12 protein-coding genes and 2 tRNA genes are annotated in these 20,568 nt (G+C 50.2%); 3 read left to right on the top strand and 11 right to left on the bottom strand.

The features are described 5' to 3' along the window. Positions 1–112 precede the first annotated feature (112 nt). The 8 genes from ACO5JD_RS00140 to polA form a co-directional block, all read right to left on the bottom strand. A complete protein-coding gene (locus ACO5JD_RS00140) occupies positions 113–964 on the bottom strand; it encodes a hypothetical protein (RefSeq protein WP_035438463.1) in 852 nt (283 codons plus the stop codon). A gap of 171 nt (positions 965–1,135) precedes the next feature. Further along, on the bottom strand, positions 1,136–2,221 hold the full coding sequence (mnmA, locus tag ACO5JD_RS00135; protein ID WP_484986843.1) for a tRNA 2-thiouridine(34) synthase MnmA: 1,086 nt from the start codon (positions 2,219–2,221) through the stop codon (positions 1,136–1,138). Continuing rightward, positions 2,218–3,462, bottom strand: a complete 1,245-nt coding sequence (locus ACO5JD_RS00130) for a cysteine desulfurase family protein (protein ID WP_484986841.1) — start codon at positions 3,460–3,462, stop codon at positions 2,218–2,220. The genes mnmA and ACO5JD_RS00130 overlap by 4 nt, the downstream gene beginning before the upstream one ends. Before the next feature lie 112 nt (positions 3,463–3,574). Beyond that, a tRNA-Cys gene (locus ACO5JD_RS00125) sits at positions 3,575–3,648 on the bottom strand. A 61-nt stretch (positions 3,649–3,709) separates the two neighbouring features. After that, positions 3,710–3,785, bottom strand: a tRNA-Gly gene (locus ACO5JD_RS00120). A 105-nt stretch (positions 3,786–3,890) separates the two neighbouring features. Further along, complete coding sequence (locus ACO5JD_RS00115; RefSeq protein WP_484986839.1) at positions 3,891–4,670, bottom strand: anti-sigma factor antagonist; 780 nt, start codon at positions 4,668–4,670, stop codon at positions 3,891–3,893. A 29-nt stretch (positions 4,671–4,699) separates the two neighbouring features. Next, positions 4,700–7,015 carry a GAF domain-containing SpoIIE family protein phosphatase gene (locus ACO5JD_RS00110; protein ID WP_484986837.1) on the bottom strand — a complete coding sequence of 772 codons (2,316 nt, stop codon included), beginning with the start codon at positions 7,013–7,015 and terminating at the stop codon, positions 4,700–4,702. A 49-nt stretch (positions 7,016–7,064) separates the two neighbouring features. Continuing rightward, positions 7,065–9,776 (bottom strand): DNA polymerase I, encoded by a 2,712-nt coding sequence (gene polA / locus ACO5JD_RS00105; RefSeq protein ID WP_484986835.1) that lies wholly within the window; start codon positions 9,774–9,776, stop codon positions 7,065–7,067. A 190-nt stretch (positions 9,777–9,966) separates the two neighbouring features. Here polA and ACO5JD_RS00100 point away from each other — a divergent pair, with 190 nt between their 5' ends. The 3 genes from ACO5JD_RS00100 (at position 9,967) to ACO5JD_RS00090 (ending at position 15,377) form a co-directional block, all read left to right on the top strand. Then, positions 9,967–12,057: a glutamine synthetase III family protein gene (locus tag ACO5JD_RS00100; protein ID WP_484986833.1), complete on the top strand. Its 2,091-nt coding sequence runs from the start codon at positions 9,967–9,969 to the stop codon at positions 12,055–12,057. A 151-nt stretch (positions 12,058–12,208) separates the two neighbouring features. Continuing rightward, positions 12,209–14,350, top strand: a complete 2,142-nt coding sequence (locus tag ACO5JD_RS00095; RefSeq protein WP_484986831.1) for an LTA synthase family protein — start codon at positions 12,209–12,211, stop codon at positions 14,348–14,350. Between the two features lie 91 nt (positions 14,351–14,441). Next, positions 14,442–15,377, top strand: coding sequence for a zinc dependent phospholipase C family protein (locus tag ACO5JD_RS00090; protein WP_484986829.1), 936 nt, complete (start codon positions 14,442–14,444; stop codon positions 15,375–15,377). A gap of 174 nt (positions 15,378–15,551) precedes the next feature. Here the strand turns inward: ACO5JD_RS00090 and ACO5JD_RS00085 are convergent, their stop codons facing one another. The 3 genes from ACO5JD_RS00085 to htpG all read right to left on the bottom strand — a co-directional run bounded on the left by ACO5JD_RS00085 (position 15,552) and on the right by htpG (position 20,559). Next, positions 15,552–16,136, bottom strand: coding sequence for a manganese efflux pump MntP (locus ACO5JD_RS00085; protein ID WP_484986827.1), 585 nt, complete (start codon positions 16,134–16,136; stop codon positions 15,552–15,554). Between the two features lie 90 nt (positions 16,137–16,226). Continuing rightward, complete coding sequence (gene ligA, locus ACO5JD_RS00080) at positions 16,227–18,410, bottom strand: NAD-dependent DNA ligase LigA (RefSeq protein WP_484986825.1); 2,184 nt, start codon at positions 18,408–18,410, stop codon at positions 16,227–16,229. Positions 18,411–18,567: 157 nt separating this feature from the next. Next, entirely contained in the window at positions 18,568–20,559 is a 1,992-nt protein-coding gene (htpG, locus tag ACO5JD_RS00075; RefSeq protein WP_484986823.1) for a molecular chaperone HtpG, read from the bottom strand. Between the last annotated feature and the right edge of the window lie 9 nt (positions 20,560–20,568).

Here is a 20,568-nt window from a genome sequence, read left to right as displayed (position 1 = left end):
TTTTACATGTCCAAAGATCTCTCTTCTCAGCACCATACAAAACACCTCCGGAGAACCGAAGGTGTTTTGTGGCTTGTACGGTCAGTATGTTGTCGCATGCGATTTTTGAACGCTACTTTTTCTCGAAGAAGAGGTACCCTTCAAACGTTCCATCCATTATCTTGCTTGAATCACATATCAACCTACCTTCGCCCAAGGTCAGTGTTACTGTCACACTAGACTCCGTAAGCTTTGCACCATCGCTATCAATAGTGACAGTAAGGGGAGAGGAATCTCCCCCGAATATAAATTCACCGGTACCATCTTTATTGATCTTCATAGTGGTCTCTGTCATGCTAAGCATGGACAAATCCCCGCTAATGCTTGCGCCGTCTTTGTACATACCCGCCAGCTTCCACGTACCAGCAAGTTGGGAAATGTCAGTAATAGCCTTCCCATCTTTCGGATTAAATTCAGGTGCTATCTTGGCGTTTTTTCCTTTGCCATAAGTCATTCCCATGTCAAGTTCATCTATAGCAACGGTAATAGTGTCGTCCTTATTTACTTTAAAGCTAAAATTTTGCTTTTCTCCTCCATCATCATCTGTTGTGATGGCAGACTTTTCAGGCATTACAACCGCAGCTTCTCCGTCAAGTTTCCACTTACCTGATGTTGATTTATTTTCCATCGTCATGGTAAATTTACCGTCTTTGGTAAAGGTAACGGTAGAATGCAAATCCATGGCAGAAATATCGCCAGCTAGATGCGCTCCCCCCATATCGGCAGCTACAAGATTCCATTCGCCGACAAAGGTATCTTCGTTGATCACTTTCTTTGCGGGTTTTTTTGTTGCTTGGGTTTGGGTAGTGCCACCTGATCCTGCATTCGATCCAGCAGGTGTTTGCGTACCTCCACATGCTGCAAGTGACCATATGAGCGTTACTGCACAAGCTATCGCAGAAAGTCTCATGGATTTTTGTTTCATTGCCCTCACCCTCTCTCTTGCTGCAGTCAGACTATTGCCTCCCGCGCGTCTCATCACGTTATTCATAATGTACACAAAAGAAAAGAAAACGCAGCTAACAAGCATTGCAAAAAGGGTTAACGGTACTTTCTGGGTACCGATGAGACACTATCGAATATGGTCTATAGAAATCTAAAATTCTGGATAAGGAATGGGGCCCATGATAATACCACCGCCAAGACACCGCTCACCCGCATAGATTGCAGCGCTCTGACCAGGTGCAACGCGTTTTTGGGTTTCGGTATAGTGTGCACAAACCGTCCTATCACTGATATCTATCTGCGCAGACACCAAAGTGCCCGTATGACGCGTGCGCAGCAAATACTCCCCCGCTGCTGGTATCTCTCCGCTGATCCAGCAGACATCATTAAGCTCGATCTCGCGAGTCCAAAGTCCTGGGCACATACGATCAGCTGTCACATAAACAACGTTTTTTTGCACGTCAGTCAACACGACATAGCGAGCAGGCCCTCCACCAAGGTCAAGACCGCGCCTCTGCCCCACAGTGTACAAAAACGCTCCATCATGGTGCCCAAGCACGCGACCCGTCTCCCACTCGATGATGTCGCCCGCGCATCGATCGAGCTCATCCAGCAAAAATGTACGAATTCCTACCGGTCCTACAAAGCAAATTCCATCGGAATCTGGCTTGTTTTCGACACCGAGACCACGCTCGGCGCAGGCAGCGCGCACTTCAGCTTTACTCGCAAAATCACCTATAGGAAACAAGCTCTGTGCCAGCACCTCTTCGCCGACACGCCAGAGGAAGTAGGTCTGATCTTTGTGTTCATCACAAGCGCGGAGCAGCTGAGTATGCCCATCCTGCTTGCGCACACGCGCATAATGGCCTGTAGCAACAAAGTCAGCACCTTCAGCAAATGCACGTTTGGCAAAACTACCAAATTTGACTGTCTGATTGCACATCACGTCAGGATTAGGCGTAAGACCCTGACGGTAACTCTCCACCAAATAATCGACAACCGTACGCTTGTACTCAGCCTCAAAATCCCAGACCTCAAGGTCAACACCAAGTGTTACCGCAATACGCTCGGCATCTGCCAGCTCGTCTGCCCAAGGACAACGAAAACCTGGCAAATCACGCGACCAATTGCGCATGTAGATGGCCTTAACATCATAGCCTTGCTCGACAAGCAGAGCTGTCGCCAACGCAGAATCAACTCCACCAGAGAGGCCAACATATACCTTTGCCTTGCTCATCGAACGCCTCCCATTGAGACAAAAGCAGAATCATTCGCTGCCGCAAGTTCTATCTCAGTAAGACCAAGCCGAGCAAGCTCGGAATGCACAACCTCAATAATTTGCTCAGCTGCATAATCAATATCTGCCTCGCTACTGGTACGCCCCAACGTTAGACGCAAACTGCCCTGTGCTACTGCCGCGGGTACGCCAATTGCCTGTAGTACATGCGACTGACGCATCTTGCTTGCAGCGCAGGCACTACCTGTACCCACATAAACGCCGCGACGCTCAAGCGCTATCACAAGACGGCGAGCATCCAATAGCGGAAAAGATATATGCAACAAACTGGGCAAACGCTTCTTGGCATTGCGAGGACCCGACATCCGAGTCCAAGGAAATTCACTCACCAGTCTGCGCTGCAAACGGTCTCGCAAATGCTGCAGGCGCTGCGCCTCATCAGCTCGACAAGCAACGGCAAGCTCTAATGCCGTGGCAAAGCCTACCGCTCCGGCAACATTTTCGGTACCAGAACGCACACCCGATTCTTGTCCACCACCCAAAACCAGGGGTCGCAAAGGTACGCCTTCAGCTGCCCAGAGCAGGCCGACCTGCTTGGGACCATAGACTTTAGCTGCAGACATCGTCATCAAGTCACAACCCAATGAGGATACATTTGTAGAAAGATAGCCTGCGGCCTGAGAAGCATCTGTATGCAACCAGAGAGGACGCAATTCACCTGCAGCAAGACGTCGCTCGCGCTCAGCAGCAACAACACGTGCCACCTCGCGAATTGGCTGAATACTGCCAATCTCACCATTTGCAAGCTCAATTGAGACAAGTTCAGTCTCCGAACAAATCGCTGCGGCCAACGCATCCATATCAACGCGACCATCGCTGCATACACCAACTACATCACAAGGATGAGTGGCAGCACAACTCAGCACGCTCTCATGCTCAATCGCATCTACAACAACGCGAGCTTTGGGGTCAGCAACCACGACAAACGCAAGATTATTGGCCTCGGTAGCTCCTGCTGTCACAGTTACACAGCCAGGACGTGCACCAATAAGATGTGCGATACGAGTACGTGCATCCTCATAAGCTGCACGAGCATTGCGTGCTGGTACATAAGGAGCTGAAGGATTGTAAAAGCATTCTGAGAAGTAAGGAAGCATAGCGCGAGTAACTTCATCTGCCATGGGAGTTGCTGCAGCAAAATCCAAATAGACTTCGCGAGCCGTTACATCTGTCTTACTCAAAACCGCTCCCCACCGCTCGTTTGTCCCTTAAAGGCAATTCTCCGCCAAAAGACCTATGCGAGCAAAGCATACAAAAAAGGGCACCCGCTTGCACGAATGCCCTCTACGCTCCTGGAGGCGAAGCCCGGATTCGAACCGGGGATCAGGGCTTTGCAGGCCCGTGCCTTACCACTTGGCTACTTCGCCGTACACTGACGCGCAAGCGTCAGATAAAGAAAAGGCCGAACGAATCGGCCCGGGTAAATCATGGAGCGGGCTACGGGGGTCGAACCCGCGACCTCCACCTTGGCAAGGTGGCGCGCTACCAACTGCGCTAAGCCCGCGACGCAAGAAAGTACTATACGGGACTCAGCTCTTTGATGCAAGTATAAATTTAGAAAAATTTGCCATTTAAGGAAAATTTTTCGCACATCAAGTAAAACAGCAGCTCAGAGACCGCGTGCAAGCTTCACAATTCTTACTACTGTGCCCGATCCAACGGTTTTGGGAACAATGGTGACCGAATCGGCAAGCAGTCGCATCAGCTTGAGACCACGACCACGAGCTCGCCAACAGTCATTTACCGTTGCATCATCAGTAATACGCGAAATATCCAAGCTGCCATCAGCCAACGCCGCCCGCCAACTATCAGCACAGCCACAACCACAGTCACTCACTTCTACCACTACACGATCGCGATAGCCCACAATCTCTACAAGTGCACCCTGACCATCTGTGTGGTCAACTGCATTACCCACAGCCTCCCCTACCGCAAGATTGGCATCAAAGCGCTCATCACTACTCAAGGGAAGCAGCTCTAGCAACTCACTTACCTTAGAACGCGTTGCTGCAGGATCTAACGGATTAATACGTAGTACACGCCTCCAAAGCGGCAGCGTGCCAGGCTCAAGCTCGGGCACATCATCTTGTTCGCCCGCTGTTGAGACGGGAATAAAGTCCACCACGCGTCTGAGGGCAAGCGCTCTCAGTACCACTGGCGAAACATTGATAAGAGACATGAGACCACCAGCCGCGCGCATACGTGCAATCTCGCGAATGATAAGTCCCATCCCCGCCGAATCAATAAAACTCACATCGGCCATATTCAAAATTACGCGCCGGCAGCCCGAGCTAATAAGACTGTCGATGCTATGCCGCACAGCAGGTACGGTAATCACATCAAGATCAGCCTTGAGAGGTACTACGGCTATGTTGGTATCAGGTCTCATACGGGAAGTCTTCCCCGCAGTAACGTAACTTAATCCGATGTTGTACGCCCAATTTTGTCAAAGCGCAAAGAAACTAGGGCAACGTCATCTTCTAAGTGACGATCAGTAAACTCATCGAGCCGTGCTAGCAAGCGGTCAAGCAGACCATCAAAGCCCACGGGAAGCTCCGCCATCACAGCCTCACGCAGTCCTGCTTCGCCAAAAAATGCCCCATCTAACGCACGGGCCTCAGTTGTACCATCCGTATAAAGAAGCAAAACATCACCTGGAAATAGCTTGGCTCTGCCATTGCGATATTCCATCTCGCGAAAGGCTCCCACCACACCTGACTGCACATCCAGTGTGCTCAAATCACCCGTCTGAGCACGAGCAAGTATCGCAGGGGGATGGCCAGCAGAACAATAACTTAGCTCTGCTCGATTAAGATCAATGATGCCCACAAAAAGTGTTGCAAATGTCTCTAGGCGAGTAAAACCAATCAAAAACTCGTTGAGCAAGCGCACCATGCGAGCAGGACTTAGCCCCTCCCAAGAATAAGCACCAAGCGCTGTCTTGACAGCAGCTGACACTGAGGCTGCTTCAACACCTTTGCCCGAAACATCGCCCATAATGACACAGGCACGATCCTTGGGTAGGCGAATAAGGTCATAGAAATCGCCACCAACAAAAGCGGACTGTGTTGCCGACGTATAAAAACCTGCGGCAGTCACACCAGGAACTTTTTGCAATTCATTACGCATTCCAGTCTGCAGAGCCTGAGAAATATGTCGATCACGTTCATGAGCCTCTTCGACCTGAGCAGCGCCGCGTGTATCCTCGGCGAGCCTACGAAGAAAACTCATCTCAAGTTCATCGAAGGGTTCGGCTTCCACATCACGCAGCAATAACATTGCACGACGAGCACCCCCAATAATGCCCAGATCGATAAGCGCACCCTGGCAAGGCTCTCCCGCCGCGGCAAGCCAAACGCCCAGATCATCTGTGGGACTAATGGCAACTACGCTCGTCTCGCTCTTTTCTTCATGACAGTTAAGCAGTTCTGACGGAAGCACGCGACGACCATGCATCGGCAAATCAACAAGGCAATCACCATTTTCCGAAAGCGGATTAGGACGCAGAGGAACCACCGAACACAGCAGAGTTTCGCTCATTAAAGTGCGAACGTTGTCACTAATATCTTGCCGTTCCTGAGCAGAAGCATCCATACTCTCGGACAACTCATCTTTTTCCAGCGCATTCCCTGCATCCAAGATGAGTCCACGAAGATTGTTGCCTAGCTCCGTTAATTCGCGTTCACGCTGCTGACGTAGAGTTGCAACGGCGCCCGCCAGCTGCACAGATAGATAACTTGCCACCGCATCAAGAAGTTGCGCATCATCGCGACGAATTTGCTTGGCAAATTCCCAACCTACAATAATTGCCGCAATAATATGGCCCCCAAACCACACAGGCGCCAACAAAAAGCTTTTGTAGGGCGGCAATATCGACTTGCGCACACGAAAAGTTTCGCGTGTTTCTTCATCAATCAGTTCACGAACTTTTAGCTCGCCACGACGCAGCTCTTCTCGACTAGGGTCAAGCACGCGCAAACGCAGGCCACCGCCCACCTCGCGCAACTTGTGCTCAAAAGCTTTGCCAGGTGCAAAGAAGTGCTTGACCTGCGAGGTATTACTACCTTCGCTTGCACCATACAAGCGAAAACCATCACTTTCTGCAAGATAAAGCAACGCCCCTGTTGCTTCAAGCGTAGAAGAAATTTCCTGGAGCACATCAGTAAAGAGAGTTGCCACATCGGTTGCATCAATCGTACCAAGCACAATTTTGAGCGTACCCGAAAGCCGTCTATTAGCCCGTGAAAGTTCCTCAAGCAAGCGCTCGCGTTCACGACTTGCAGCTTCCTCATCATGAACAATTGAAGCCACCAATAAATAGGTATCTTTGGGAGCTTGCACGCGATCAGCACGCACATTCAACTCGCGTGCGCGACCGTCCGCACTTGCACAGAGTAGACGTCGTGTACTTCCATCCACAGGAAAAGGCAGGTCAGAGAGCTGAAAATCCGTCTTTGGAGCATGTCCTAGCGCAGGTGGAAAAAGCATACGCACATCAAGGTCTTGAATACTTGATACCGAAATACGATTTTTTACCGCCTGACCCAGCAATTCCTCGGCTTCCTCATTGGCAAGCAGAACGTGTCCTGATCCATCAAAGGCCAAGGCAGCATCGCTGGTCATAGCCAACAGACGCGCAAGCAAGCCCGATGTCGCCCGATCTGCCTCTGTCGAAGCTTGCAATACCACGCGTTCCCTGCGTTCTATGCTCGTATAGGGCATCTTTTCTGCCACTACTTTCTCTTTCCGTACTTCTTCGTAAGAATTGCCACCAAGCAAAACTTTACTTTGCATCGGCCCAAGTCGTACCGTAGCTTACATCGGCTACCAGCGGCACCTTGAGCGTAACAATACCTTCCATTATTTCCTTAACGAGCGCAGCGATGGTTTCAAGCTCGTCTTTGGGTACCTCGAAATCCAATTCGTCATGAATCTGCAGAACAAGCTTGGATTTAAGTCCTTCTTTGTCAAGACGATTCTGCACACGAATCATCGCCAATTTGATGATATCGGCGGCGGTACCCTGCATCGGATGATTCATTGCTGTGCGCTCGCCAAAGGCGACAAGTTGACGATTGTGTGCAGAAATCTCTGCGATATGACGTTTGCGACCATACATCGTGGCAACCCATCCCTGCTTGTGCGCAAGCGCAACCTGTGCATTGAGGAAGGTGCGAACATCGGGATAGGCTGCGTAGTAGCGGTCAATCATCTCTTGCGCCTCGGTGCGCGGAATCTTGAGCGAAGTGGCCAAACCATAAGCTTGTTGACCATAGACAATGCCAAAGTTGACCGCCTTGGCACGACTACGCAACGCAGGCGTTACTTCAGACACCGGCACACCAAAGACACGAGCAGCGGTTTCGGCATGAAAGTCCTCACCCTCGCAAAACGCACGGATGAGATGCTCATCGCCTGACAGATGTGCCAGCAAGCGAAGCTCAATTTGGCTGTAGTCGCAGGCCAAGAAGACCGAACCTTCAGGCACAGTAAAAGCACGACGTACGCGATGACCCAACTCAGAGCGAGTAGGAATATTTTGCAGATTAGGCTCGGAACTCGACAGGCGCCCCGTTGCTGTTACCGTCTGATTGAGTGTGGTGTGAATACGTCCATCACTACGAATAAGTGCAGGTAAAGCATCTAAGTAGGTAGACTTTATCTTTGCGCGCTCACGATAATCAAGCACTTCGGCAACAATGGGCTCTTCTTGGGCAAGATCCTCAAGCACTTTGGCATTGGTGGAATAGTAGCCACGCTTAGTCTTTTTGAGACCATAGGTAGGCAAGCCCAATACCTCAAAAAGCACATGTGAGAGCTGCATAGGACTATCAACATTAAACTCCTCGCCTGCAACTTCGTGAATATGCGCAACCATTTGACTGACTTCACGGGCAAGCTCGGCCGATTGAGCAGCCAAAATCGCTGGGTCAGCATTAAGGCCCGTGCGCTCCATCTGCAAAAGCACTGGCAGCAAAGGCATCTCGATGTTATTAAAAATCTCCTCAGAGCCATCCTCAGCAAGCAGAGCAGCAAGCTTGGGTTGCAACAAGCGTGCTCCCAAAGCATCAAGTGCTGCCTGTGGGAGTTTGTCGCTCGGCTCAGGCAAGGCAACATCAGGAAGGAAAGCCACCATCAACGACGCAATATCCAAACCGCTGCGTGCAGAATCCAGTAGATATGCAGCGATACCACAGTCAAAAAGACGAGTAGAACTTAATTCACGAGGCTCCACATGCGCGGGCAACGCAGAGTCATATGGGCAAATTGCATGTATCAATGCCTTGATATCAGCGGCAACTAGCTTGCCCTTGCGAACTATTTGCTCAAGCGTAGAAAGAGCTGTTTCGTCCTCAAAACTCAATATATTTGTACTAGTTGCAAGCCAGAGTGTCTGTTGCGGCTGGTTGTCCTCTCCCAAATCCAAGGTCAGCTGTTCAGGTTTGCCATCAACGAGCCCCAAGGCAACACCCAGCCACTCCCCTTCCTCAAGGGCACTATCGAGAGCGTCCTGAGCTTCTTCTCCGCTAAGCGGCTTAGTAATTTCAAAGGAAGGCTCAGACGCAACGTTTTGCTTATCACCCTCAGTTGTCGCTGCAGCCGAGGCAAGAGCAAGCATGCGCTTGGTCAGGCTTGTAAAGCCCAATGCAGTAAAAGCAGCACGCAGAGTTGCTGGATCAAAAGTTGGCCATTTAGCATCAGCAAAATCCATATCAAGCGGTGCATCTGTGCGAATCCGTGCCACCTCACGCGAAAGCAGAGCGTCCTGAATATGCTCGCGTAGACTTTCGCCCACCTTACCCTTGACCTCATCAGCATGAGCAACAACAGCATCAAGATTGCCATACTGCACGATAAGCGCACTAGCTTTTTTGGGACCAATACCTGGAACACCAGGAATATTGTCTGAACTATCACCCTTAAGACCGTAGAAGTCGGGAACTAGTTCGGGCGTAATGCCGTGGTAGAGATTCTCAACTGACTCGGGTGTCATAATTGCAACGTCAGACATGCCTTTGCGCGTTGAGACAATGTGCACATGATCTGTCGAAAGCTGGTACATATCACGGTCACCCGTGATGAGATACATATTGTAACCAGCTTCTTCACCACGGCGCGCAAGAGTACCTAGGATATCGTCGCCTTCCCATCCATTTAGCTCGCACACTGGCACATCCATCGCATGAAGCAACTCTTTTACCTTGGAAAACTGCTGATGCAACGAAGGATCCATCGGCGGACGCTGAGCCTTGTACTCAGGCAACATCTCCACACGCACAGCAGGCTTGCCCTTATCAAAGGCGCAAATAATGCCATCGGGATGGAAAGTCTCGACCATCTTGATAAACATGCTGACAAAACCAAAAATCGCATTGGTTGCACTACCGTCAGGCGCAGTCATAGTAGGTGGAATCGCATGAAAGGCACGGTGCATAAGCGAATTACCATCAATAACGGCAATCGTGCGATGGGCGCTAAAAGTATTCTCAGACATAAAAGCTCCTCTGAAGCTCTTTTTGACAGCTGTTCTATCTATTCTACCCGCCCCCTGTGACAGCTAACGTCGACGTCGCGCGCCAGCGCACACGTAACATTTGTGCGTATAGGCTAATGACAGCGAAATTGCAGCATTTCGGCGTAAACTTGAGCCGCATGACCGCACATGAGTCCCGAGAGGATTTGATATGGGTAAAGACAAGGTCTCGCAAGAGTACGGAAGTCTGCTATTTACCGACGCTGACATGCAGGAACGTCTGCCAAAGCCAACGTACAAAAAGCTCCTGCAGGTCACTCAAGATGGTGAGCCTCTTGATCTCGATATTGCAAATGAGGTCGCCCACGCAATGAAGAGCTGGGCACTTGAGCATGGTGCTACCCACTTCACCCACTGGTTCCAGCCTCTTACAGGCATCACTTCCGAAAAACACGACAGCTTCATCACACCTCGCGATGACGGCACCGTATTGATGGCGTTTTCGGGTAAGGAGCTCATCCAAGGTGAGCCAGATGCATCATCTTTTCCTTCGGGTGGTTTGCGTGCAACCTTTGAGGCGCGCGGGTATACCGTCTGGGATCCAATGAGCCCCGTCTTTATCAAAGATGAAGTGCTTTGCATCCCAACTGCCTTTATCAGCTACACCGGAGAAGCTCTGGACAAAAAAACTCCGCTCTTGCGCTCACAGGTTGTTATCGAGCGGCAAGCAAAGCGTGTCCTTGCTCTTTTTGGTCGAGAACCCCGCCGCGTGGTCACCACCTGCGGTCCCGAGCAGGAGTATTTCCTTATTCGTGAGCAGGACTTTGCCGCTCGTCCCGATCTTGTACTAACTGGTCGCACGCTTTTTGGTTGCCCACCCGCCAAGGGACAAGAACTCGAAGAACATTACTTCGGCGCCATTCGCCCTACCGTCAACGCCTTTATGAAGGAAGTCGACGATGAACTCTGGAAGCTCGGCGTGCCTGTTCGCACCAAGCACAACGAGGTTGCGCCCTCGCAGCACGAACTTGCTCCCATTTTTGAGCAGGGCTCAGTTGCTATTGATGACAACCTCCTTACCATGGAAAAACTCAAGCTGCTAGCAACCCACCATGGACTTGCTTGCCTGCAACATGAGCGGCCTTTTGAGTATGTCAATGGCTCGGGCAAGCATGACAACTGGTCACTTTCTGCAGATGGACAAAACCTACTAGAGCCTGGAGATGAACCCGAGGAAAACCTGCAGTTCTTGGTGTTTTTGTCCTTCTTGGTCGCAGCAGTCAATGAACATGCAGACCTATTGCGTGCAAGCATTGCATCGGCTGGTAATGACCATCGCCTAGGCGCCAACGAGGCACCGCCCGCTGTTGTGTCCGTCTTCCTTGGAGACGAACTTGCACCTGTTGTAGATGCGCTGGTCAACGATCGTTCTGTACATTCTCATAGTCGCACCGAGGTTGATTTGGGAGTTCCTCAGCTGCCAAACTTCTTCCGCGACAATAGTGATCGCAATCGCACTTCTCCTTTTGCCTTTACAGGCAACAAGTTTGAGTTCCGCATGTGTGGTAGCCAGCAAAATCTTTCTGGCCCCAATGTAGTGCTTAATACTGCAGTAGCCGAGCAGTGCGACCGCTTTGCCAATGATCTCGAGCGTGTCCCCGCCGACAAATTTGTCGAACATGCTCTGGCATGGGTCAAACGCACCTTCCGTGAGCACCGCCGCATTATCTTTGAGGGCAATGGCTACTCTGAGGACTGGGAGGCCGAGGCTGCGCGTCGCGGATTGCATAACCTCAAGACGACTCCCGATGCCCTACCCGCAATGATTACCCCACAAGCCATCGCGCTTTTTGGTCGCTATGGTGTACTCAGCGAGTCTGAACTCCGTGCTCGTTACATTTCGGCAGCAGAGCAGTATGCAAAGCTCCTCAATATCGAAGCCAACACAATGGTAATGATGGCACGCAAGCTCTACTTACCAGCACTGACCAGCTTCTCTTCCGAAATTGCCGCTGCAGTAGCAGCCAAAGAAACCATCGGCATCGATAGCCCCGCCGAAAAAGAGACTGTCCGCATTGTCACCGAGGGTATCTCCGCAATTGCTGCTGCTACCCATAACTTAGAGGAGCGCAACACCGCTGTCCAAGCACTCGCAGATCCTGCCGAGCAGGACAATGCCTATCGCGACAATGTTTTACCCGCAATGGCAGACCTACGTCAAAAGGTCGATGCTATGGAAGAAATTTGCGGTGCGGATTGGTGGCCTGTACCTAGTTACAACTCGCTGCTTTTCTGGGTTTAATCCAAGAGCAGGTAGATTGTATTTTGCAGTCTACCTGCTCTTTTCTCTATTTTTTTCATAATTTTCGAATGTCTTAAGATTATATTCATGTACACCGTGGGAAACTTGTACATGTTTGAATAGACTCGTAAAGCTCGTCGAAAGTGTTGTCATGTTTGCTATTGAGTTTGTTTTTCTCTGTCTTGTGATAGCAGCTTATGTACTTGTGCCGCGCAAATTCAAGAAAGACGATATAAGACCCGCCGATTGGGGCTGGAGCATTGTTTTTACTCTCTTTCTTATAGGCATTGGCATCTATGACGTAATGGGTCTTGTGAATGCGGGTCTGCTGGAGCGCATTGCTCTCTCTGCTGCATTGGCAACTGGCTCGATTGTGTCGTTTTGGCACAACAACATCCGCAATAAACTCTCTGAGCTTCATAAACCCGCGCCTCAGATTCTCGAAGCACTTATATTGCTGTTAGGCGCTTACCTTACCTTTGTTTGCATTGAGCTGCCTTCAAACCCACGTATTGACAGTTTCTGGATTGAAGGCATGATTCTCGAGATTGCTATCATTTTGCTTGTGATGGTAGCGCTACATTTCTTGACTCAGCGTTCTGGTGTTGGTGCCTCAATCGCCGCTATTATTTTTGAGCTAACAGGCATTGCTGAATTCTTTGTTGTTACCTTCAAAAACACTCCCATCATGGCAGGTGATATTCTGGCATTGGGTACAGCTGCAGCCGTCGGTGGTGGTTACACTTACGCTATCAATGGCAAGGTTTTGCTTTCTGTGGCTTTGCTTGCATTAGTAATCTTGATGCTGTCGCTAACTCCTAAACCCAAGCACACAAAAAAGATTGCGGCTGTCGGCGCAAACCTCCTGGTTACCGCTGCCACCTGCCTCGTACTTGGTCTGGGTTGCACACAAATTAGCTTTGCTAAAACTTTCAATATCGTCTATAACGCCTGGATTCCTCTAGAGAGCTACTGGCGTGAGGGCTTTGTAAGCTCCTTCCTCACTCAGCTCCAATCCTTCAATCCCGAAAAGCCCAAAGACTACTCCAACAAGTCTGCCGAAAAGCTCTTTGCTGATTATGTTGCCAAGTATGACTCTACTCTGGGCGCTACCACCGAGCACAAGGCCGCGGTCAAGCAGTTTAATGAGGAGAAGCCCTCTGTTATCTGCATCATGAATGAGTCTTACTCTGATCTATCCCGCTATGCGAATCTGGGTGGCGCATACAACGGCCCTGAATGGTTCAAAAACTATCAAGGTGCACTCGCCAAAGGCACTCTCTACGTTGCACCTTACGGTGGAGGTACCTGCAACTCTGAGTGGGAACTGATGACAAGCTGCTCGATGGCATTTATGGGTTCTGGCGTCTATCCCTATATGGTCTATGACATGAAGGGTGTACCCAACATGGCCGCGAGCTTCAAACAACTGGGATATGACACCATCGCAATGCATCCGAATCTTGCCACTAACTGGGGACGCGATGTGGTCTACCCCACCTTTGGCTTTGATCGTTTCCTTGATATCAACGACTTTACAGGCGCTGCGCGTCTGCGCAACATGGTTACCGATGAGGCAACATACGACAAGATTTATGAGAGTCTCAAGACCAACAAAAACCCGCAGTTCTTCCTCAATGTCACTATGCAAAATCACGGCGGTTATGAGACGGGCGCTCTACCAGCAGATATGGTCAAGCAATACCACGTAAACGGTATTGATAACCCTGCTTTGGATGAGTATCTGGCTCTTATCGACGAGTCGGACCGCGCAATGGATAAGTTCTTAAAGCAACTCTCCAAGCTTGATCGCAAAGTTGTGGTGGTCTTCTTTGGCGACCATCAGCCTTCCATTGCAAATGAGTACAACAAGCTCATCACCGATGATCCATCCGATTTGGTACATCAGGAGCGTGAACGCACAACTGAATACATGATTTGGGCTAACTACGATGTTGCTGGTGCAAAGAAAAATCAGCAGATCGATACCAGTACCAATTTCTTAGCAGCCGATATGCTGCAGCTAATTGGTGGTCCGCTCACCGACCTCAACAAAGCTGAGTTGGTTATGCGCCATAGCGACATGCCTGTTCTCAATCTCTTGGGCTACCAAGATAAGTCGGGTAAGTGGAACGATATCAGCACTAAAGCTGCTCAGGCTGCAGGTACACCTGCTGCTCAACTACGTCTTGATCTGCAAACCCTGCAATATAAGCAGCTCTTTGGCGACGGTGTCAAATTCCGCACGGGTGCTGGACACGAAGGAACTGTCTGGGGACGTATTGGTGGCTAAACCACAAGACAAAATAGCTCGCCTTGGGATAGGATGTATTTGTAACTTCCAACAGCCGCCTCGTGCGGCTGTTGTTATAAGGAGAATATAAATGCCAGCTATTATTACTCATCACCTCTTTGGTGAAGATGCCGTAAAACTCCTACCTGAAGGTATCGTGAGTGACGAAGAGGAGCTGCTTGCCTTTTTGTTGGGCAATCAGGGTCCCGACCCCCTCTTTGCCTGCGCAACTACCTTTCCTGAACATGCCAAACTCTGCCACAAACTAGGGTGGGAGCTCCACGAACGCAAGATTGTTGATGCATTTTGGGTGCTACGCGATGCAGTAAGTCATCTGCGCCGCGAAGACGAACGCATCGGCCTCGCTTGGTCGTTGGGCTACTTAGGCCACTATGCACTCGACAGCGCTGCTCATCCGCTGATTTATGCTCAACAGGATGAACTAGCAACAGCGGAATATGGTCTTGAAGGTGCTGACGGAGAAATCCACGCTCTGCTCGAAAGCGAGATTGATGTTTGGATGCTACGCCAACTACGCGGCATAAATGTCACAGATGTGCCAACTTATTCTTATCTAGCACGTACCGAACGCATTTCACAAGTAGCAGGTGCGCTGATGGCCCAAATTGGGCTACAGGTCTACGGTCTGCCAATAGGTGTCGCTGCCTATGGCGGAGCGGTTACCGACTACGAATTGGTTTATCGTTTTATTGAGCCTGCAGGTGCTACGCGAATGCGTCTAGCAGCAAAGCTTGAGCGTCTGATACGTCAAACTCACTATTCGCGAATTTTGGCAATGGCGCATGTGGCCAGTGATAGCGATACCTGTGCAGCAGCAAACCTTGAGCAGCGCAGATGGATTAATCCTGCCGATGGTAAACCCAGAAATGAAAGTTTCCCCGACCTCTATCATTTGGGTCTTGAGCGCTGGGAATTACTATCGCACTGCTTGTCCTCGGGTGACCGTGAAGGCTTTGCTCAAATCGTCAATGGTCTTAACTTCGATGGTAAGCCCGATATGGGTTAGTGTCTGCAGCTTTACGAGCGCTCAATTGCAACACTCAATCGCAGACGGTTCACTGCAGCACTCAATTGCAACACGTAATCGCAGACGGTTCAAAAAGCGCCCTTGACAAAAATTTTACCTGGGGATTTACAGCCTCCGCGCGACGCTATTGAACCGTTTGCATGAGTGCTGGATCTATATGCCAAAGAAGGCTTTGAGACCAATTCCCACAAGAACGATGCCACCAACAACTTCGGCTCGGTCGCCCAGCAATGTATCAAGTTTTTTGCCCAACACAATCGCAATGACGCAACAAAGTGCAGTAGTCAGGCCAATCGTAGTAACCGAAAATGCAAGGTTTACCGACTGGGCACGCAGACTAACACCCACCGCAAAGGCATCAATAGCAGTAGCCACTGCCTGAAAAAGCAGTGTAGTCAAGGTCATACGACGGCGAACGGCGCAAACATCGCCCTCAGCGCTTTCACCGCGGCGCGCGGCAAGCAGAGCGCCACCGCCCTCGCGAATCATATTGCCTCCAATAATGCCCAAAATCACTAGGGTCACCAAGCCTGCATAGCTTTCGATAAGCGAAGCAGCAACACTGCCCAAGAAATAGCCCAATAGCGGCATCAAAGCCTGGAACGCACCAAAGAAAAGCGGCATCAACATCAGACGCCTTTTAGGTTCTTCGCTATAAATAAAGGTATTGGAAACTGTCACCGAGAACGCATCTGCCGAGAGCGCAAGTCCTAACAGCAAAATCTCTACTAGGGTCATCGACCCTCCCCTTCTTGCAAGAATCAAACAAGCAGCCGTTTCCTCTCCCTCGGCTGCTTGTCTGTATACAAATTATCTGTGGCGAGCATTTTACTCTGACATTGGCCTCTCGCCTGTTGCCAAAATATGTTCAAGTGCTTCTTCATTCAAAATTGGCACACCTAACTGCTCTGCCTTGGTGAGCTTGGATCCTGCAGCCTCCCCTGCAATCACAAAACTCGTCTTTTTTGAAACCGAACCAGATACTTTGGCACCTAGAACAAGCAAAGCATTTTTAACTTCGCTACGCCCATGATGAGGAAGCGTGCCCGTTAGGACAAAAGTCAAACCAGTTAAAGTCTGGGGAATAGTGTCATCCTGTTGCTCTTCTTCGAGCATGACTCCTGCCTGACGCAAGCGCTCAATTACCGCAAGGTTATCGGCGACCCTAAAGAAGGACACAACAGATGCAGCAATCTTGGGTCCAATGCCCTCAACCTGTGCAATATCTTCTTCGCTTGCAAGCTGTAGAGCCTCAAGACTGCCAAAATGCTGAGCGAGCAAGCGAGCAACATTAGCGCCCACCATGCGAATACCCAGACCAAAAAGTACACGAGCCAAACCACGACTCTTGGACTCTTCAATCTCGCTCATCACTTTTGTAGCAATGGTTTTTCCTACAAGAATCGCCTGTCCAGCCTCATGGTCTTTGCTGGTAGTCTCATAACTACGACCAGTTTCAACGGCGGCTAGCTGCGTTGCTGTTAGATAGTAAAAGTCTGCCACATCGCTAAGCAGGCCTTGGGCAACCATACGCTCAACGATTTGATCTCCTAGACCATCTATATCCATCGCGCCGCGACTTACCCAATGCAGCAAACGTTCTGTCGCCTGAGAAGGGCAGTCAATAGATACGCACCGGAAAGCTACCTCGCCTTCTTCGCGCACAACAAGAGACCCACAGCTGGGACAATGCGTAGGCATCTCAAACTCAACAGCAGTAGAGGGACGTAACTCGCGCACAGGTCCTACTATCTCGGGAATAACGTCGCCTGCTTTATGAACAATCACGGTATCGCCCACACGCACATCTTTGCGACGAATCTCATCAAGATTATGCAAGGTAGCACGCGCAATCGTTGAACCCGAAACTACCACGGGATCAAATTCCGCCACTGGAGTCAATACGCCTGTACGACCTACCTGGATACGAATTTCACGCAGAACTGTGGTCTTCTCCTCAGGCGGAAATTTGAAAGCAATGCTCCAGCGTGGTGCACGAGCGGTAGCACCAAGCGTGGCTTGACCTGCAAGCGAGTCAACTTTTACAACAACGCCATCAATGTCATAGTCAAGCTCTTCTCTGTGAGCAAGCGCAGTCTCACAGTAGGCATGTACCTCAGCCGCAGAGGCACAGCGACGCGCATACGGGTTGACATGAAAACCACAGTCGCGCAACCAATCCAAAAATTCAGCTTGCGTGTTAACTGCGAGTGGTTCCTCGTCAGCCACCGCATAAATAAAGGTTGCTAGGTCACGCACAGCCGTCACCTTGGAGTCCTTTTGGCGCAAACTACCTGCTGCAGCATTGCGCGGATTAGCAAAGGGCTGAAGACCTGCAGCATCGGCATCCTCATTGAGGCGTACAAAGCTGTGCTTGGGCATGTAGACTTCACCACGAACCTCAATGGATTGTCCTAACCCACCATCTACCACATGCGCAAGTCCTGCTCGTGCCAAAGTACGAGGCACATCAGAAATCGTCAGCACGTTTGCAGTAACATCCTCGCCCGTCGTGCCATCGCCACGCGTAGCTGCACGTACTAATCTTCCATCGCGGTAGGTCAGAGCAACTCCTAAGCCATCAATCTTTAGCTCACAGGTAAAGGCAACATCTCCTGCACCCAACGACTCTACCGTACGCTCAAGCCACTCATCCAGCTCGTCAAGATCCATAGCATCATCGATGGAATACATACGTCGTGCATGCGTCACTGGCGTAAACGCACGGTCAACAAAACCACCAATACGCTGAGTATAAGAATCGGGCGTCAATAGCTCGGGATGCTCTGCTTCGATATTCTGCAGCTCAAGCAAATAGCGATCAAACTGTGCATCAGTCAACTCGGGGTTATCTTGTACATAGTATTGATATGCAGCGCGGTCAAGGATGGCGCGAAGTTCAAGTACTCGTTCGGCAGGCGTTTGCGCTGGAGATTGAGGAGCTGTATCCAGCTGCTCGTCTTCACCAAAAAGCGAAGTCTGCCATACCCCATCATTGTTTTGATCTGCCACGTTGCCCCCTTGTATTTGCTTTAGTTATCTATCCTAACGCATGCAGACGACACGAAATATCTGCCTATCCAACTCCTTAGATACCACGAGACGGTTCTGTCACTTAAGGCAGAGCCGTCTCGTTAATATTTGTGCTAGTTAGGCTGTCTAGCTGGGTTTATGCCATCAACTTGCACACATTTTGGGCAAAGTTTACAGGATCTTTCACAGGAAGTCCCGCCATAAGCAGTGCTTGGTCTAACAGCAACGAGCTCATCAGATTGAGCTTGTCTGTGTCTCCTGCCTGCTGGGCAGCACGCAATTTTTCAAACACAGGATGTGTTGCATTAAGCTGCAACACACGCTGAGCACCAATTTGGGGCATACCTTCGGGGCCTTCGGAGATTACACGCTCCATCTCCAGAGAAATGGGTCCCTCAGAAGCAATAACTGCAGGTGCATCTGTAGCAAGCGGCGATACGGCAACCTTTGAGATTGCATCGCCTAAAGCTGACTTCATAGCTTCAAGCAGTTCCTTGTTTTCATCCGCTGTTTCCTCGGCCTGCTTCTTTTCCTCATCCGTTGCCAGATCAAGGTCGCCCGAGCTAATGTTTTTGAATTCGCACTTGCGCTCCTTGGCTTCCTCGCCTTCTTTGGCCTCAGGGGTCCAGCTGTAGTCGCGCATCATTTGCAAGCAGAACTCGTCGACATCCTCTGTCATCAACAGCACGTCAAAGTCATGGTCAAGCACTGAATGCACCACGGGCATCTTTTCTAGACGCTCGCGATCCTCACCCGCAGCATAGTAAATAACATCCTGTCCCTCAGGCATAGCAGCCACATACTCTGCCAAAGTCACCAGACGCCCCTGCTTTGCTGACCAATACAGCAACAAGTCTGCCAGCGGATCTTTCTTGGCACCATAACTAGCATAAATACCGTACTTTAGGCCACGACCAAAGTGCTCAAAGAACTTCTCATAATCTGCGCGTGCATCGTCACGCATGGTCTGCAGTTCACTGGAAATCTTGCGCTCTACACGCCGAGCAATTGCCTGAAGCTGACGCGTCTGTTGCAGGGTTTCACGCGAGATATTGAGTGCGATGTCGGGACTGTCAACCACGCCATGAACAAAGTTGTAATAGTCAGGAAGCAAATCTGCGCACTTATCCTGGATTAACACACCACGACTATAGAGTTGCAGGCCTTTCTCATAGTCACGACTATAGAGGTCAAAGGGCGGCTCGCTGGGCACAAAGAACAGCGCATTATATTCAATCGTACCTTCGGCATGTAGGGAGAAGGTGCGCAAGGGCTTCGAATAATCATGAAAGCTCTGCTCATAGAACTCATCATATTCATCCTGAGTCACCTCAGAAGGACGACGACGCCAGATAGGTGTCATGGAATTCAGCGTCTCGAGCTCGGTATACTCTTCCCACTCGGGCGTATAATCCTCGGGCTTGGGCTCAGGAGCAGGCTTTTGGCGACTCTTAGTCACCAACATACGCACGGGATAACGTACATAGTTGGAATAGCGTTTAATCAGATCGCGCAGCTGCCACTCTTCCAAATAGTCACTGTATTTTTCGTCGTCGGTATCATCGCGCAACGTCAGAATAACATCGGTACCGTTGCTACGACCCTCGAGCAGGGCATCCGCATCGATAGGCTTAACACTGTAGCCATCAAGACCGTTGGACTCCCACACATGAGCCTCGTCAGAGCCAAAGGCACGGCTTACCACGCGCACACGCTTTGCCACCATAAAGGCAGAATAAAAGCCCACACCAAACTGACCAATAATCTTGGCTGCACTCTGGGAATTTTCTTCGTTTTTCTCATCTGTTGCCTGTGTATTGGCTGCCTTGAATTCCTCTGATCCAGAGTGTGCAATGGTACCCAGATTACGGTCAAGATCCTCTGCACTCATGCCAATACCATTGTCAGAAATCGTCAACGTATGCGCATCTTTATCCACACTCAGGCGAATCTGCAGCTCATCATCACCCAGCTTACAAGCAGGGTCAGTCAAACTTGCAAAATGCAGCTTGTCAACCGCATCAGACGCATTAGAGACAAGTTCACGCAAGAAAATCTCGCGATTGGTGTAGATAGAGTTAATCATGAGGTCCAAGAGCTTTTTGGACTCAGTCTTGAACTGGCGCATAGCGCAATG

Source organism: Olegusella sp., assembly GCF_057238325.1.
This window is presented reverse-complemented; position numbering and strand designations above follow the sequence as displayed.